At 77.0% G+C, this 14,024-nt stretch carries 14 protein-coding genes; 2 read left to right on the forward strand and 12 right to left on the reverse strand.

The genetic code is table 11. The features are described 5' to 3' along the window. Positions 1 to 19 precede the first annotated feature (19 nt). The 11 genes from ACFYUY_RS07480 to ACFYUY_RS07530 form a co-directional block, all read right to left on the reverse strand. The gene (locus ACFYUY_RS07480; protein WP_387898884.1) at positions 20 to 1,594 is read right to left on the reverse strand and encodes a hypothetical protein; all 1,575 of its coding nucleotides are present in this window, start codon (positions 1,592 to 1,594) and stop codon (positions 20 to 22) included. Further along, positions 1,591 to 2,256, reverse strand: coding sequence for a phage baseplate assembly protein V (locus ACFYUY_RS07485; RefSeq protein WP_360216125.1), 666 nt, complete (start codon positions 2,254 to 2,256; stop codon positions 1,591 to 1,593). The genes ACFYUY_RS07480 and ACFYUY_RS07485 overlap by 4 nt, the downstream gene beginning before the upstream one ends. Beyond that, entirely contained in the window at positions 2,256 to 3,341 is a 1,086-nt protein-coding gene (locus ACFYUY_RS07490; protein ID WP_387898888.1) for a phage late control D family protein, read from the reverse strand. Before ACFYUY_RS07490 ends, ACFYUY_RS07485 begins: the two co-directional genes overlap by 1 nt. Further along, on the reverse strand, positions 3,334 to 3,516 hold the full coding sequence (locus ACFYUY_RS07495; protein ID WP_360216131.1) for a hypothetical protein: 183 nt from the start codon (positions 3,514 to 3,516) through the stop codon (positions 3,334 to 3,336). The genes ACFYUY_RS07490 and ACFYUY_RS07495 overlap by 8 nt, the downstream gene beginning before the upstream one ends. Positions 3,517 to 3,656: 140 nt before the next feature. Then, positions 3,657 to 5,036 (reverse strand): hypothetical protein, encoded by a 1,380-nt coding sequence (locus ACFYUY_RS07500; protein WP_387898891.1) that lies wholly within the window; start codon positions 5,034 to 5,036, stop codon positions 3,657 to 3,659. Then, complete coding sequence (locus ACFYUY_RS07505) at positions 5,036 to 5,605, reverse strand: phage tail protein (protein ID WP_387898893.1); 570 nt, start codon at positions 5,603 to 5,605, stop codon at positions 5,036 to 5,038. The genes ACFYUY_RS07500 and ACFYUY_RS07505 overlap by 1 nt, the downstream gene beginning before the upstream one ends. A 3-nt stretch (positions 5,606 to 5,608) precedes the next feature. Next, positions 5,609 to 7,651 carry a phage tail sheath C-terminal domain-containing protein gene (locus ACFYUY_RS07510; protein ID WP_387898896.1) on the reverse strand — a complete coding sequence of 681 codons (2,043 nt, stop codon included), beginning with the start codon at positions 7,649 to 7,651 and terminating at the stop codon, positions 5,609 to 5,611. Further along, on the reverse strand, positions 7,648 to 8,103 hold the full coding sequence (locus tag ACFYUY_RS07515; RefSeq protein WP_387898899.1) for a phage tail protein: 456 nt from the start codon (positions 8,101 to 8,103) through the stop codon (positions 7,648 to 7,650). Before ACFYUY_RS07515 ends, ACFYUY_RS07510 begins: the two co-directional genes overlap by 4 nt. A gap of 42 nt (positions 8,104 to 8,145) precedes the next feature. Beyond that, positions 8,146 to 10,095, reverse strand: a complete 1,950-nt coding sequence (locus ACFYUY_RS07520) for a phage tail sheath family protein (protein ID WP_387898902.1) — start codon at positions 10,093 to 10,095, stop codon at positions 8,146 to 8,148. Between the two features lie 66 nt (positions 10,096 to 10,161). Next, on the reverse strand, positions 10,162 to 11,052 hold the full coding sequence (locus ACFYUY_RS07525) for a hypothetical protein (RefSeq protein WP_387898905.1): 891 nt from the start codon (positions 11,050 to 11,052) through the stop codon (positions 10,162 to 10,164). Further along, a complete protein-coding gene (locus ACFYUY_RS07530) occupies positions 11,049 to 11,648 on the reverse strand; it encodes a DUF4255 domain-containing protein (RefSeq protein WP_387898908.1) in 600 nt (199 codons plus the stop codon). Before ACFYUY_RS07530 ends, ACFYUY_RS07525 begins: the two co-directional genes overlap by 4 nt. A 145-nt stretch (positions 11,649 to 11,793) precedes the next feature. Here ACFYUY_RS07530 and ACFYUY_RS07535 point away from each other — a divergent pair, with 145 nt between their 5' ends. After that, a complete protein-coding gene (locus ACFYUY_RS07535) occupies positions 11,794 to 12,669 on the forward strand; it encodes a hypothetical protein (RefSeq protein ID WP_387898911.1) in 876 nt (291 codons plus the stop codon). A 167-nt stretch (positions 12,670 to 12,836) separates the two neighbouring features. Here the strand turns inward: ACFYUY_RS07535 and ACFYUY_RS07540 are convergent, their stop codons facing one another. Then, the gene (locus tag ACFYUY_RS07540) at positions 12,837 to 13,565 is read right to left on the reverse strand and encodes a DUF4232 domain-containing protein (protein WP_360216157.1); all 729 of its coding nucleotides are present in this window, start codon (positions 13,563 to 13,565) and stop codon (positions 12,837 to 12,839) included. On the opposite strand from ACFYUY_RS07540, the gene ACFYUY_RS07545 reads away from it, so the two are divergent. After that, positions 13,555 to 13,851 (forward strand): hypothetical protein, encoded by a 297-nt coding sequence (locus ACFYUY_RS07545; protein WP_387898915.1) that lies wholly within the window; start codon positions 13,555 to 13,557, stop codon positions 13,849 to 13,851. The two genes, ACFYUY_RS07540 and ACFYUY_RS07545, sit on opposite strands and share 11 nt — an antisense overlap. Positions 13,852 to 14,024 lie beyond the last annotated feature (173 nt).

The raw sequence follows: 14,024 nt of genomic DNA on the forward strand, positions 1-14,024 counted from the left end.
AGGGCAGTGGGGTCCGGGTTCAACGGTCACCTCCGCAGAGCGGATCGGGCGGGGAGCTCTCGACGGGCGGCGGGGCCGCGACGACGGCGGTGGTCGGGTCGAGCGCGGCCACCAGGTCGGCGGCCGCGGCCTGGGCGGCGGGGTCGGCCCCGGCCGCGGTCGGCCGGAACTCCGCGGTGGCGGCCGCGGCGGCCGTCGCTCCGGGCCGGCCGAGGAGCCGGTCCAGGCCGTCCGGGCCGGGGTTGTCCGCCCCCGGCCCGGTGAGCAGCGTCTCCAGGTCGTGGCCGGGGGCGTTGAAGTAGGCCTGGAGGGCGCCCAGGGCGACGGCGTCCGGGGGCAGGCAGAAGCGCAGGGCGAGCAGCCACCAGAGCTGGAAGGCGAGCACCACGATCGGCAGGAAGAGGCTGAACAGGAAGAACGCCACGATCGTGAACAGTTCGAGGGCGAAGGTGCAGATCCGGAAGTCGGTGCCGCCGGCCTGGCCGCTGCCGGGCTTCGGGATCTCGCCGGTCACCGGCAGCTGGGAGCCCGGCGGGCTGGTGACCGCGACCCCGCCGGGGCCGGTCGGGCGGCCGGCGCGGGCCGCGAGGGCCCTGAGGTCCGGCATGGTGATCGACACCCTGCGGTTCTTGGTGCCCTCCGGGTCGTAGAACGCGGCCAGGCTGAACGGTTCGGTGGCCGCGCTCCAGGATTCCTGCGGCGGGCAGTGCTCGTGGCCGGGCTCCGGCGGCCGGCGGGCGACGCAGTGGATCTCGTAGACGTGCTGGTCGTCCAGCTTGGGCCGGCCCTCGTCGTCGTGCTCGCCGGAGAGGGTCGGGACGAGGCCGAACCAGAGCGAGCGGGTGGCCGCCCGGTCGCACTCCCCGCCCGGGCGCGGCAGCCGCCACATCGTCAGTTCCTGCTCCGGTTCCGGTCGGCCGTCGGGGCCGGCGGTGCCGGTGGGCACCCAGTGCGGCCCCTTCGGGCCGGTGGTCCAGCTCTGCACGACGGGCGGGGCGAGCCCGGCGAGCAGGTCCGCGTGCTCGGCCTCGAACCGGGCCCGGTAGGCGTCGTCGGCCCAGAGCAGGTTCGGCAGGTCCCGGTCGGCCAGGTGCCCGGGCCGCAGCCCCCGGGCGGCCAGCAGGTCGGTGGTCAGCCGTTTCGCCAGCCGGCGCACCGCCGCCCGCCCGGCGTCGGGCACGGTGCGCTCCTGGCGCCGCAGGACCATCCGCAGCTGCGCCCCGTCGGCCGCGGCCCCCGGCCGGGGCAGGCCGGGCCGGTCGCAGAACAGCTCGACGACCACCGCGTAGAAGCGCTGGTGGGCGGGCTGGTACAGCTTGCGCAGCGGGGTCACGGCCATGGTGTGGGTGGCGAAGCGCAGCCGCCCGCGCCCGGTCTGCCCGGCGGGCACCGCCACCGGGTAGGCGTACACGTCCTCCACCGGGTCGAAGGCGAGCGAGGCGCGCGGGTCCGCGACCAGCCGGCGGACGAAGTCGGGGGCGTCGTACTTCTGGAGCGCGGGCGCGTCGGCCCGCGGGTCGAAGCGGTCGAAGCCGCCTCTCTCGCAGACGTACCAGGGCGCCCGCAGCCGGAACCCGTGCGGCGGGGCCGTCACCAGATGTTCCCGGCGCCCGGCGTGTAGGCCGGCGACATCACCATCTGCTCGGCGACCAGGGTGCCGACCTGGACGGTGCCGCTGAAGGCGGCCAGCGGCGCGTCCACGTTCACCACGGGCGCGGTGACGTCGACGGACGTGGTGGCCCTGATCTCCACCGAGGCGGCCGTCAGCCGGATCTCGCAGCCCCCGGCGTGCCGGACGGTGACGGTCTGGGCCGCGTCGTCGAGGCTGACCTGGTGCCCGGAGGCCATGGTGATCCGCACCTTCGCCGCGCCGGCCGTGTCGTCGAACTCCAGCCGGCTGTCCGCGCGCGAGCGCAGCAGCCGCACGTTGTTCGCCGCCTCCGGCTCGTGCGGCAGGCTCTCCCGGCCGTTCCAGGCGGCGCCGAGCACGTACGGCCGGCGCAGGTTGCCGGCCTCGAAGACGACGACCACCTGGCTGCCGACCTCCGGCAGGACGAGCAGGCCCTGCTCGTGGTCGGCGTACGGCGAGCAGAGCGTGGCCCAGGCGCGGACGTCCCGGTCGCCGTCCAGGCCGAGCCAGGGGAAGCGCACCTCGACCCGCCCGAGCCGCTGTTCGTCGACGATGTCGGTGACCAGGGCGGGGTAGGCGCCGTGGTAGCCGGGCGCGGCGCCGTCGGCCGGGCTTGGCAGGGCCATCAGTTCACCTCGTTCAGGGTGGCCCGCTCCGCCTCGAAGCGGGTGCGGAAGCCGTGCTCCAGGTCGAAGCCGTGGCACAGCCGGGTGACGTGGTAGCCGCCGCCGTCGAAGGCGGCGCCGACGTCCTGCAGGGTGAGCCGGCTGCCCACGACGAGGTCGGGCGTGCCGTTGGTCAGGCCGTCGGCGAGGACGAACCGCCGGCCGCGGCGCAGCATCTCGGCGCGCGCCCAGGCCGCCGCCTCGGCGGCGTCGAGGGCGACCTCGCGCACGCGCAGCGAGGTGCTGGGCCCGAGCGCCCGGCCCAGCAGGCGGACGCCGGTGCGGCCGCCGGTGGTCTCCGCCTCGACCGCCTCCGGCCCGGCCCGCTCCTCGACGGGTTCGCGGCGTGCGGCGTCGTAGCCGGTGACCACCACCTCGCTGCGCTGGTGCGCGAGGTCGGCGGTCAGCCGGGCGGACAGCAGGTCGCGGCCGAGGACGAGGGTGACGGCGGTGCCGGGCCTGGTCTCCCGGGTGCGCAGGTGCAGGGTGGTGCCGGTGCACCAGAGTTCGGCCCGGAGCAGCCGGGCGCGTTCCCGCAGCAGGGCGAGGTCGCTCTGGTTGAGCTGCTGGACGACGTCGTAGCGCGGGCCGGGCACGTCGACGTCGGCGCTCAGGCCGTGCTCGCGGGCGAGCGCCTCGGCGATCTCGCCGTCGGTCACCCGCGGGTAGCTGCGCGAACGGCGGGTCATCCGCAGGCGCATCAGGGCGTCCTCGGCGTGCGCGACCACCACCGGCGGGTCGCCGTCGCCGAGGACCAGCTCCAGGGCGGAGACGGTGCCCTCGAAGACGGTCCGCTGCCCGGCGTCGGGGCCGAGGGCGACCTTGAGGGCGCTGCCGAGGTCGATCGTGCGGCCGTCCAGGTGCAGCAGGCGCTCCTGGGGGCCCTTGGCGCCGATGCCGCTGGCCAGGAAGGTGGCCTGGAGGGTGCGCAGGCCCTCGACGCCCTCGCGGACCTCCAGGCGGACGCAGTCCCGGCCGAGGTCGCGGACGAGTTCGCCGCCGACGGTGAAGACCGGCGCGACGGCGGTGACGGCCGGCTCAGTCATCGAAGCCCTCCGCGGCGACCCGCGCGGCGAGCCAGTGCGCCCGTTCAAGCGCGGCGCGCAGGTGTCCGGCCCGCTCCGCCTCCCGGAGCGGGCCGCCCCGGTCGGCGGCCGGGGCGGCCGCCGCGGCGCCGACGGGGACGACGTCCGTGTGGACTTCGCCGATGTGCACGCTCATCGCAGGCCTCCTCGGGACTGCTCCACCGGTTCCCGCCGGGTGCGGCCGGCCCGCCGGGGGCTCGGCGGGGCCCGCCGGGAGCTCGTCGGACGCGGCCCCGGGTCGGTCTGCGGGTGACGCCGGGAGGGCGAAGACCGACCCTAGGGCCGCCACCTCAGGGTGCTGGGCGGTGCGTCACGACGGCGTTGCTCGCAGTCCGCCGCGGTGCGGGCGGGCGTGTCCGCGGGCAGCCGCTCCCACGGGGGTGTCGGGCCGTCGGGCGGTGGGGTCTCCTGGGCCCGGGCGCGGCCGGCCAGGCTGCGGGCGCCGCCGGTGGCGCCCTCGGCGAGGGTGCCCGGGTCGGCGCGGCCGCGCAGTGGCACGCCGCGGCCGTAGGTCAGGGCGCGCGGGTCGGCCGCCGGGGTGCCCGGGGCGGGGTCCGCCGGCTCCGCGCCCGGCGGCGGAGCGGCCGCGCCGGGCGCAGCGGGGACGGCGAAGGCGGCGCGGGCCTGGTCGGTGGCCCGGGCCGCCCGGGCGGCGACCACCGTCGCCACGGAGGCGGCGATCCCGCCGCCGGCGGAGAGCGCGAAGCCCGCCGCCGTGGCGTCGTCGGGACCGCCCGCCCCCGCCCCGGCCGTCCCACCGCTCCCCGGAGCGAGCGGGGTGCCCGGGGCGGGCGGGGTGCCCTCCGGTGTGCCCTCCGGGCCGAGGCCCAGGGCCCCGGCGAGCCCGGCGACCGAGGTGGCCGCGGCCGCGCCCGCGAAACCGCCCGTCAGCCCGGCGCCGCCGCCCGCCTCGACCTCGACGCCGAGCCGGACGCCGAACCCGGCGGTGAGCGCGAGCGGGCTGTCCAGCCCGCTCATCGCCCCGCGCCAGGCCGCCGGGTCGAGTCCCAGGCGGGCCAGCAACTGCTGGGCGCTCTCCCCGGCCAGGGCCTGGACCACCTGCTGCGGCCGGTTCGTCCCTGCGGTGCCGGGGGTGGCGCCGGGCCGGGGCGTGCCCGGGTCGGTCGCGGCCCGGGCGTCGCGCCGACCGGCGCCCTTCTCGTTGGCCTCGTAGGCGAAGTCCTGCTCGGCGACGGTGACGGCGACCTTGGCCCGCAGCGGGGTGCCGTCCGGGGCGAAGAGGTCCAGCTCCTCGCTGACCTGGGTGACGATCCCGTCGAAGCGGAACGTCCCCCAGACGAAGCGGACCACGGGTGGCGGATCGCCCTTCCGGTCCGGCGGCGGCTCGACGAACTGGCGGACCACGGCCGTCCACTCGCGGACGTCCACGTAGCCGTCGGGGCCGCCCTGTTCGGCGGTGTCGAAGGCCAGGTCGAAGGCGAGGGTGGCGCCCTCCTGCGCGGGGTTCTGGCGTTTCTGGGTGCGGGTGCTGGTCCCGCCCCGGTCGACGTTGTTGTTCCGGCTGAGCCGCAGCGAGACGGGGTTGAACTGGACTCCGACGGCCGGTCCGTCGCCGCTGACCAGCGGTGGCGCGTCCTTCGCCGAGGCCCGGTTCACCCGCAGGCGTTGCAGGGTCGCGTGTGCCAGTTCGGCCATCAGGAGCCCTCCAGTCGCAGGCCCTCGTGGGCGATGTGCAGTTCCTCCAGGGCGATCTCACCGGTCCGCGCGTTGAGCGACGGCCCGGTGAGCTTGACGGGCAGCCCGCGGGTGAAGCGCCAGTGGGCGACGGTCCGCGTCCCGGTCGGGTCGAGGACCTCGATGTCGCCGTCGTAGCGGGCGGCGCGTCGTTCGCCGGTGGCGATGCCGTGCAGCCAGTCCCACAGCGCGGTGTCGGCCCGGCCGCCGGGGGTCGGGGCGAGCATGCCGCGCTTGAGCACGACCGGGGAGAGCTTGACCCGGCCGATGCCGCGGACCGTCCCGTCGTTGCGGCCGCCCTCGGGGTGGTCGGCCAGCTCCAGCTCCAGCTCCAGTCCGGTGCACTCCTGGAAGCCGCCGTCACCGAGCCGCTCGGCCGGGCCCTCGGCGGGGCCCGGTGCCCCGGCGCCGGGGCGGGGCGCCCCGGCGGCCTGCCCGGTCAGCGCCGGCGGCGGCGTCGCCGTCGGCCCCGGGGTGCCGCTCAGCCGCAGCGAGACCCGGAAGTTGAAGCCCTGGACCAGCGCGGCCATCGGTCACCCCGCCACTCGTACGTCGCCGTCGGCGTCCTGGGCGATCCGCAGGACGAGGTACTCCAGCGGCCGTGCGGGCGCCACCCCGATCTCGGCCACCAGCCGGCCCAGCCCCTGCGACCAGGCGGGGTTGAGCTCCTCGTCGCAGCGGACGAAGAAGGCCTGGGCCTCGGTGGCCCCGCCGAAGGCCCCGGCCCGGAACAGGTCGCGCAGCAGTCGTGTCACGGTGCCGGTCAGCTCGGTGCGCAGCTGCGGCGAGTCGGGTTCGAAGGCGAGGCCGCGGGCCTGGCGTTCGAGGGTGAGCCGGAGCATCGTCATCAGGCGACGGACGCTCAGCTGGGCGTAGTCCGGATCACGGGAGAGGGTCCGGGCGGAGGCCAGCCGGAAGCCGTCCGGTTCGGCGGCGAAGACGTCGACGCCGAGCAGGTGGAGTTCGTCGCGCTCGGCGGGGCCGGGCAGGTCGGCGGCGGTGACGGCGCCGGCGGCGAGGGCGTTGGCCGGGCCCCAGGGGATGCCGAGCCGGTGTTCGCGGTCGGCGGTGATCCCGGCGGCGAAGGCGGAGGGCGGCACCAGGACGGCCCGCTGCTGCGGGTCCGCCGGGTCGACGACGCCGAGCCACGGGTGGTGGGCGGCCGCGTAGGAGCTGTCGAAGCCGGAGCGCCAGCGGGCGGTCAGCTGCAGCGGGAGTCCGGGCGGCACGTCCAGCAGGGCCACGAAGCGGCGCTGGCGCTCCGCCAGGTCGACGAGCCGGCGCTGGCGGCGCAGGACCTCCGCGAGGGCCTCCGGGTCGCGGCCGTCGAGCAGCACCGCCCGTTCCGGCGGCGCCGGGTAGACCAGCGGGACGGGCGGGGGCGGGCAGCGCCCGTCGGCGCCGGGCCGGGGCGGCTCCGGGGGGTCGGTGGTGGCGGGGGGCACCCGGTAGTCCCAGTAGAGGTCGGGCACGGAGAGCAGGGCGACCTCCGGTTCCAGGGCCAGCCGGTCCATGCCGACGAACACGGGGGCGTCCTCGTCGACGCCCTGGTCGCCGCCGACGGGCAGCAGCTCGGGCGGGGTGTCGCCGAAGAGGCTGTCCGCCGTGACGCAGGCCCAGCGGTCCGCGCCGGGGCCGGCCGGGGCGGCGTCGACGGCGGGCAGGGAGGCGTCCGGTGGCGCCAGCCGCTCGGGCCAGGGGCCGTCGGGGGCGATCAGCCGGGACTCCTCGGCGAGGACCCGCCGGACGAAGCGCGGGTGCGCCGCGGCCAGTCCGAGCCCGGTGAGGCGTTCCGCACGGGCGAGGCCCGGGTCGGCGTCGGTGACGGTGACGGTGGCGGTGACGACGTCCACCGTCAGGCCCGCGTCGGGCGGCACGGCGCCGGGCGGCCGGTCCAGCAGGGCCGTCCGGCCGCGCGGCGGCGTGTCCTCGACGGTGCGGACGTGGAGCAGCTCGCCGGCCGGGGGCAGTCCGGGCCCCCGGACCCGCAGCAGCGTGCCGGCCGGCAGGGTGAGCGCGTCGGGCAGCGGGAGCCGGGTGCCGTCGGCCCTGGCGGTGAACTGCCCGGCGGCGTCGAACTCCCAGCGCACGGCGAGGCGTCCGCCCCAGCTGCCCTCGTCGGCGGCCCGCAGGCCGAGCTCGACGGCGCCGGCGCCGGGCTCCGGGCCGGCCAGCCGGACGGTGTAACGGGCGACGGCGGCCAGCGCGGCCGGGTCGGGGGCGCGGGGCAGCGGGGAGACCCGCAGGACGTGGGCGCGGCTGCCGCCCTGGGCGAAGAACGCCCGGACGGCGTGGGGCAGCAGGCCGGGGCCCTCGAAGCCGCCGAAGACCCGGCGGTAGTCGGTCCAGCGTTCGACGGCGACCGGCCGGTCCACCGGGCCGCGCGGCGCCACGCCGACGAAGCCGGCCACGTCCAGCCGGACCGGCCGCGGGGCCGGCGCCGGGCGCCGGGTGTCCCGGTAGACGCCCGGGGCGCCGAGCCGCAGCCCGGGGGCGGCGGCCCGGGCGGCCGCCGGGCCGTTCGCCGGGTCGGTCGCCGGGCCGTTCGACGGGCCGCCGGGCACGGGGCCGTTCACAGCGAGGCGAAGTCGATGCGCTCGGCGACGAGGTGCAGTTCCTCCATCGCGACCTCGCCGCCGCCCTTGCCGGCCAGGGTGGGCCCGATCCACTTCTTGGGCTGGGCGGCGTGCAGGGTCCAGGCGCAGACCGGGGTGCGGGCCTCGTCGTAGAGGGTCACGACGACGGTGCGCGGGTCGAAGTTGCCCTCCCGGGTGTCCTTGATCCAGTTGAACAGCCGGAGGTCGCCGATGATGCCCCGCTTGAGGGTGACGTCGTCGGTGATGTTGGTGTTGGCGATCTTGCGGACGTGGTTCTCCTTGTCGTTGCCGTTGCGGTACTCGGAGAACTTGACCTCGTTGGCCGCGCCGGTGAAGTCGGAGAAGCCGCCGGCGATCTGGTCCTCGCCGGCGGCGTCGCCGAGGCGGACGAGGAAGTTGAAGGCGCCGTACGGGTTGTTGCGGACGGCCATGTGCTGCCTCCCGGTCGGGGGTCGGTGCGGGCGCGGCGCCGGTCAGGCGGCCGGCGCGTCGGCGGTGAACTGGCCGATCCGGAAGATCACGAACTCGGCCGGGTAGGTGGGGGCGACCCCGATCAGGCAGATCATGCGGCCGTTGTCGATGTCGTTCTGGGTCATCGTGGTGCGGTCGCAGCGGACGAAGAACGCCTCCTCCGGCTTGCTGCCCATCAGCGCGCCGCTCTTCCAGGTGACGAGCAGGAAGTCCTCGACGGACTGCCGCACGGACGCCCAGAGCCGCTCGTTGTTCGGCTCGAACACGGCCCACTGCGTGGACTTGTCGATGGAGTGCTCGAGGTAGATGAAGAGCCGGCGGACGTTGACGTACTTCCACTCCGGGTCCGAGCTCATCGTCCGCGCGCCCCACACCCGGTGGGACCGGCCCTCGAAGAAGCGCAGCGCGTTGATGCCCTCCGGGTTCAGCACGGCCTGCCGGTCGTAGGTGACGTTGGTGACGAACTCGCCCATGCCGTGGACCACTTCGTTGGCCGGGGCCTTGAACACCCCGCGCTCGGTGTCGCTGCGGGCGTAGATCCCGGCGACGAACCCGGAGGGCGGCACGTCCAGCATCGGGACGGGTGCGCCCGGGTCGGGGCGCCGGGTGGGGTCGGTGATCCGCAGCCACGGGTAGTAGAGGGCCGCGTAGCTGCTGTCGAACTGGGCCCGGAAGCGGCGCACTCCGGAGATCGCGCTGTCCTTCGGCGGGTCGACGATCGCCATCCGGTAGCGCAGCTGCTCGCAGTGGGCGATCAGGCCGTCCACCGCCTCCTGCTGCTGCGGTTCGGGCTGGTCGACGGTGTCGGGCACGGCGACGACGGCGATGTCGTCGACCTCGCCGAGCGCGGCCAGGCCGGTGGCGGGCCGGTTGAGGTCGTCCGGATCGGCGGGCTCGCCCAGCAGGTCCGCGACGCCCGGGTCCAGGCCGTCACCGCCGCCGAGGAGGAAGCCGGGGTGCGCGGCGTCGAGCGACAGCAGGGCGGTCAGCCGGTCCCCGGCGGTGGGCGGCGCCGTGGCCAGCGGGACCGGCGGGCCCACCAGCGGCGGCGGGACCGCCGGGGTCACGGGGGCGGCTGCGGCGGCCGCCGTCAGGTCGGCGAGCCAGACCAGGGAGAATTCGTCGGCCGGCTCCTTCGCACCGAGCACCCTGGTCACCGCGCGCGGGTGCCGTTCGTCCAGTTCGAGCTCGTTGTAGACGTCCAGCCGGTCCGCGCCGGAGCGGACGGTGACGGCCAGGGTGATGTGGAAGGCCGCCGTGCCCGCGGCCGGCGGGTCGACGTCGGTGCCGTTCGCGGCCAGGTAGCCGAGGCTGCCGTCGGCGGCCCGGGCCACGATCCGGACGTCGGCGGCCCGCGGCTTCGTCCGGTCGTCGGGCGCCGGGGGCCTGCCCCCGGCCAGCGGCAGCACCTCGACGGCCGCGCCCGGCTGGACCCCGGTCAGCCGGAGGGCGGCCGCGCCGTTCGCGGTGGCGGGGATCAGCACGTTCTTGCTCCGCCGGAACGCCACCGCGACGCTGATGCCGGCTCCGGCCAGCCCGGGCCAGCGGGCCCACCAGCGCAGCACCGCGGTGCCCGTCGACGGCACCGTCAGCGAGGCGAAGTTGGCCGGGCCGTCGACCACCGGGGTGGCGTCGGTCGTCCGGACGAAGGAGAACACCCGGGAGACGTACAGCCGGCGCCCGCCGTTGGCGAAGAAGGCGCGGGCCGCCAGGGCCAGCCGGCAGGGGGTGCCGTCGCCCAGGGTCAGCCCGCCGAAGGCGCGCTCGTACTCGGTGAAGCTGGTGACGAGCGTCGGGCCGGGCACCAGGACCCGCCCGTTGGCCAGGTACGGCACCGGGCCGTAGGCGGTGCGCCCGGCCATGCCGAAGGTGCTGGTCGGCACCCCCTCGATCGACCGGGAGCGGAAGCTGGTCTCCTCGACGTAGACGCCTGGGGTCAGGTACTCGGGCATGCACGGGCCTCCTCGGTCGCGGGTCGGGTGCTGCGGCGCGGGCGCCGCGGGCCGGCTGTCACGGGATCAGCCGTGCGGCAGGTCGGTCTCGGGGAGGACCCGGCCGACGGTCAGGCTCCGGACGGCGTCCCGGGTGGCGGTCCGGTAGCCCGGGGGCGTGGCGACGCCGCGCAGCACCGGGTTGTCGAGGTCCCCGGGCGCGGGCGGGGCGTGGCTGCGGGCGACCTCCTCGACCACCAGGTCGGCCAGCGGGTCCCGCGGATCGACCGGCGGCGGGTGCGCCGGGTCCGGGACGGCGGTGCGCAGCGCGACGTCGAGGGCGGAGGGCGGCGGGTGCGGCAGCCCGCCGATGCCGTCCACCAGCAGCAGGACCTGGCCGAACTGGTCGCCGTGCGCCCAGCCGATCCGCACCCCGCCGGCGCCGAAGGCCTCCACCCGCGGCCAGCGCACCGGCCGGCCTCCGAGGGTGACGCGCAACCGCAGGCCGGTCAGGCCACCGGTCACCGGGTACGCCGCCCCGGGGAGCAGCCAGGGGCGCAGCAGCCGGGAGGCGGCCGGCACGTAGCCGGCGGTGGGCGGGCGGTCGTCGGCGCCGGTGAGCTCGTCGAGCGCCCAGAGCGGCACGCGGAGGCGGCGCGGGACGAGGCGGCGGGCCGGGTCGTCCAGCCGGAGCAGGACGCTGCGGCCGCGGATGCCGCCGGGGCCGTGGCGGAGCACCCAGCCGGAGGCGCCGTGGTTCTCCAGGGGACGCACCGCGCCGCCCAGGTGCGGGGCCTCGTACCCGACGCGGAGGCCGGCGGCGGGGGCGGTGGTGCGTGCGTCGAGCGGGCGGACGGCCAGCGCGAGCCGGTGCCGCACCGCCACCGGGCCGGCGTCGACCTCGATCGTGGCGGCGGCCGCGGCGGTGACCGCGCCCGCGGCGGCCGCCCCGTCGCGCCGGCGGGCGCCGGCCGTCACCGCGGGATCCCGGAGAGGCGGGCGGCCACCGTGGTGACCTCCTCGGCGCGGGGCTGGCGTGCGCCGTCGATCCGCACCACCCGGGCCAGGTAGGGCAGGCAGAGCCGGTAGTCGGTGCTCATCGCCTGGAACGCCTCGCTGAGCGAGTCCATCGCGAGCTCGTCCGAGACGACCTGGACCGTGTCCCCGGGCTCCCAGTCGCCGCTCGGGTCGAGCAGCGGCCCGGTGAGGATGCTCTCGCCCTCCAGGGTCCGCGCGACCAGGCCGAGCCACTCCAACTCGGCCTCGACGAACTGGTCCCAGGCGGCGATCATCATGTGCATCCGCAGCGGCAGCCGCGGCACGCCGTCCTGCGCGGAGACGGCGCCCCAGCCGGCCCGGGTCTCCCGGTCGATGCTGAGCCGGTAGCAGTACACGGAGACGGCCGGGTGGCGGATCACCGCACCGGCGGTGTCCACCTGCTCGAAGTCCAGCGGCCCGGCGAGGACGGCGAGCGGCCGCCGCCCGGCGCCGTCGGGGATCTCCTCCTCGAAACGCCGGTTCAGCAGCGCAACGACGCTGCGTCCGACGGCGGCGAGTGCCCGGTATCCAGCCATGGTCCGATGCTCGGCCCCGGACGTCACCGCAGCGTTGCCACCGGCCGGCGATGGCCGGGCGACGGTGCGGTGACACCGCCCGGCCCAGACTCGACGGGCCGCCCGCTCCCGCACCCGGGAGCTCCCCCAGCACCGCGGAGACGCCATGAGCTACGAGACCACGCATCCTCCCGGACACTACGGCTGCTGCGACGCGGACGCCATCGACGCGCTCGCCTGCAAGGCGCAGGGCATCCGGCGACGGGCCGACGTCATCCAGGAGAGCCTCAAGACCCTGGAGCCCTTCAAGGCCGCCTTCTCCACCGCGAAGAAGGACTACGGCGCCGCCCGCACCGCCGCCGGGCACGACGTCAAGACGGCCGACGCCCAGCTGAAGGCGATCCGCGAGCAGCTGCGCTGCCGGCTCGACGAGGAGCAGCGCGACTGCGCCGAGCGTTCGGAGCAGAAGGTGCAGAGCCGGATCGAGGCCTGTGCCGGGGAGCCCGGCTGCCGCGAGTTCCCGTGCGAGTTCGGCACCGAGGGCCACAAGGACGACCCGACCGGCAAGCTCGCGGGGCTGATCGCGCACTACCGCAGCGAGATCGACGCCGCCTCGGCGTTCTTCCTTGAGCTGGTCGCCGAGCAGACCGCGCTGCCGCAGCGCGCCGCCCGGCTGAAGGCGGACGCGGCCCAGCTCACCGCCGACGCGGCCGACCCGAACCGCAGCCCGCTGGAGCTGTACGTGCGCCTGCTGGTCCTGGACCGGGCCGCCAAGGGCGTGTGGAACGGCTTCCCGGGCGTCCAGGAGTACGTCGACTGCCTGTGCCGGACGCTGCTGCACGTCCTGAAGGGCTGGGAGGCGGTGGCCGTCCTGGAGGGGTGGCGGGCCGTGCGGGCGTGCCAGGACCAGGGGCGGGAGGCCCGTTGCAAGCAGCTGCGGGAGCACACGGTCGAGGAGGTGATGGCGGAGGCCGCCAAATGCCTGGGCGACTGCGGCCCGCACGGCGGCTCCTCCGGGCCGTACTCCCCCAAGCCCTGCTGAGGGGGCGCCACGGCGGTCAGCGGCCGGGCCGGTTCCCGGGCGGGGCCCGGGTCGGCCCGGACGCGCGCACCGCGTCGCCGGGCCGGCCGTCGGGCAGGTCCTGGTCCTGGTCGTCTGCCACCTGCGGTGACCGCGGGCCGGGGCGGCGGCGGGCCGGCCGCGCGCCGTCAGGACCGGTCGTCCTCCCTGGCCCAGGCTCCGACGCCGAGGCGCCCGGTGGTCCCCAGGTCGAGTTCCGGGGTGAGCATCACGGGGGCGGCGCCCTCGCCTGCGCGCACCCGCAGGTAGGTGGCGTTCACCGGGTCGCTGCCGGCCTCGGCGGTGTTGCGCCACACCAGGGTGGTGCGGGCTCCCTCGCCGGGCCGCAGCGCGATCTCCTGCGGCGGGTTGTCCGCACCGGTGCCGCTCGCGATCGCGGCGCCGCCGGACAGGACCCGCACCCCGTCGATCGGCCGGTGCTTCAGGTCGAGCGGCTGCAGCCGGGGGTAGCCGTTCACGGTCACCGTGGAGTCCCCGCAGTTGCGCAGGTGCAGGCCCATCACCCGCAGGCCCATCGCGGCGTCGCCCTCGTCCGCGTACAGCCGCAGGCCCGACGCCGGGCACGGGCCACCGGGCCGCGGGGCCTCGGCGGTGGGCACGCTGCGGACCTTGGAGACCTTCACCTGCCGGGCCGCGCCGGGCGTCGTCCGGATCGGGCCGAGCGGCCCGGTCGCGACGTCCCCCGGCCGCGACGTCGGGCGCCCGTCCAGGTCGATCCGGCCGGTCGCGGTGGCCCCCGGGGCGAGCCCGGTGGCGGTGCGCGTCTCGGTGTCCAGCACGCCCCCGTCCGCCGCCAGCCGGCTGAACAGCACGGTGACGTCGGCGGGCCCCTCGGCCGGATCACCGGTGTTGGTCACCTCGTACTCCGCGCAGGACGCGCCGGCCGCGGTGATCCGCGCGGTGGCCGGCTCCCGCCCGTCCGGCGACTGCGCGGAGGCCGACGACCCCGGGGCGGCCGACGACCCCGGGGGCGAGGACGGTGCGGACGACGACGCGCCGCACGGACCGGTGCCACCGGCGGACGCCGGGGCGAGCCCCGACCCGGAGCCGCAGCCCGTGAGCAGCGCGGCGCCCACCGCGAGGGCCGCGGCGGCCGCGACGGGGCGGAGCACCGGGAGCGAACGGGGGGACCTCTCGAACTGACGCATCATCCGATGCGATCACGACCCGGCCCGATCGGCAGTGACCCGCACCACTTCGTGGGCAACGGACCTGCAACACTCCGGCTCCGCCCCCGGCCCGCGCGGGCCCGACGGGTGATGTTCCGGCGGCGCGGCGGGCCGCCGCGCCGGTGCCGCGACACCCCCCGCCGATAC

Origin of the sequence: Kitasatospora sp. NPDC004745, assembly GCF_042873275.1 — a bacterium.
In the GTDB taxonomy this organism is placed as follows: Bacteria; Actinomycetota; Actinomycetes; order Streptomycetales; family Streptomycetaceae; genus Kitasatospora.

Coding starts and splice junctions, on each gene's coding strand:
- ACFYUY_RS07485 (WP_360216125.1), bottom strand. CDS start 2,256: ATGGCCCTGCCAAGCCCGGCCGACGGCGCCGCGCCCGGCTACCACGGC.
- ACFYUY_RS07490 (WP_387898888.1), bottom strand. CDS start 3,341: ATGACTGAGCCGGCCGTCACCGCCGTCGCGCCGGTCTTCACCGTCGGC.
- ACFYUY_RS07495 (WP_360216131.1), bottom strand. CDS start 3,516: ATGAGCGTGCACATCGGCGAAGTCCACACGGACGTCGTCCCCGTCGGC.
- ACFYUY_RS07500 (WP_387898891.1), bottom strand. CDS start 5,036: ATGGCCGAACTGGCACACGCGACCCTGCAACGCCTGCGGGTGAACCGG.
- ACFYUY_RS07505 (WP_387898893.1), bottom strand. CDS start 5,605: ATGGCCGCGCTGGTCCAGGGCTTCAACTTCCGGGTCTCGCTGCGGCTG.
- ACFYUY_RS07515 (WP_387898899.1), bottom strand. CDS start 8,103: ATGGCCGTCCGCAACAACCCGTACGGCGCCTTCAACTTCCTCGTCCGC.
- ACFYUY_RS07520 (WP_387898902.1), bottom strand. CDS start 10,095: ATGCCCGAGTACCTGACCCCAGGCGTCTACGTCGAGGAGACCAGCTTC.
- ACFYUY_RS07530 (WP_387898908.1), bottom strand. CDS start 11,648: ATGGCTGGATACCGGGCACTCGCCGCCGTCGGACGCAGCGTCGTTGCG.
- ACFYUY_RS07535 (WP_387898911.1), top strand. CDS start 11,794: ATGAGCTACGAGACCACGCATCCTCCCGGACACTACGGCTGCTGCGAC.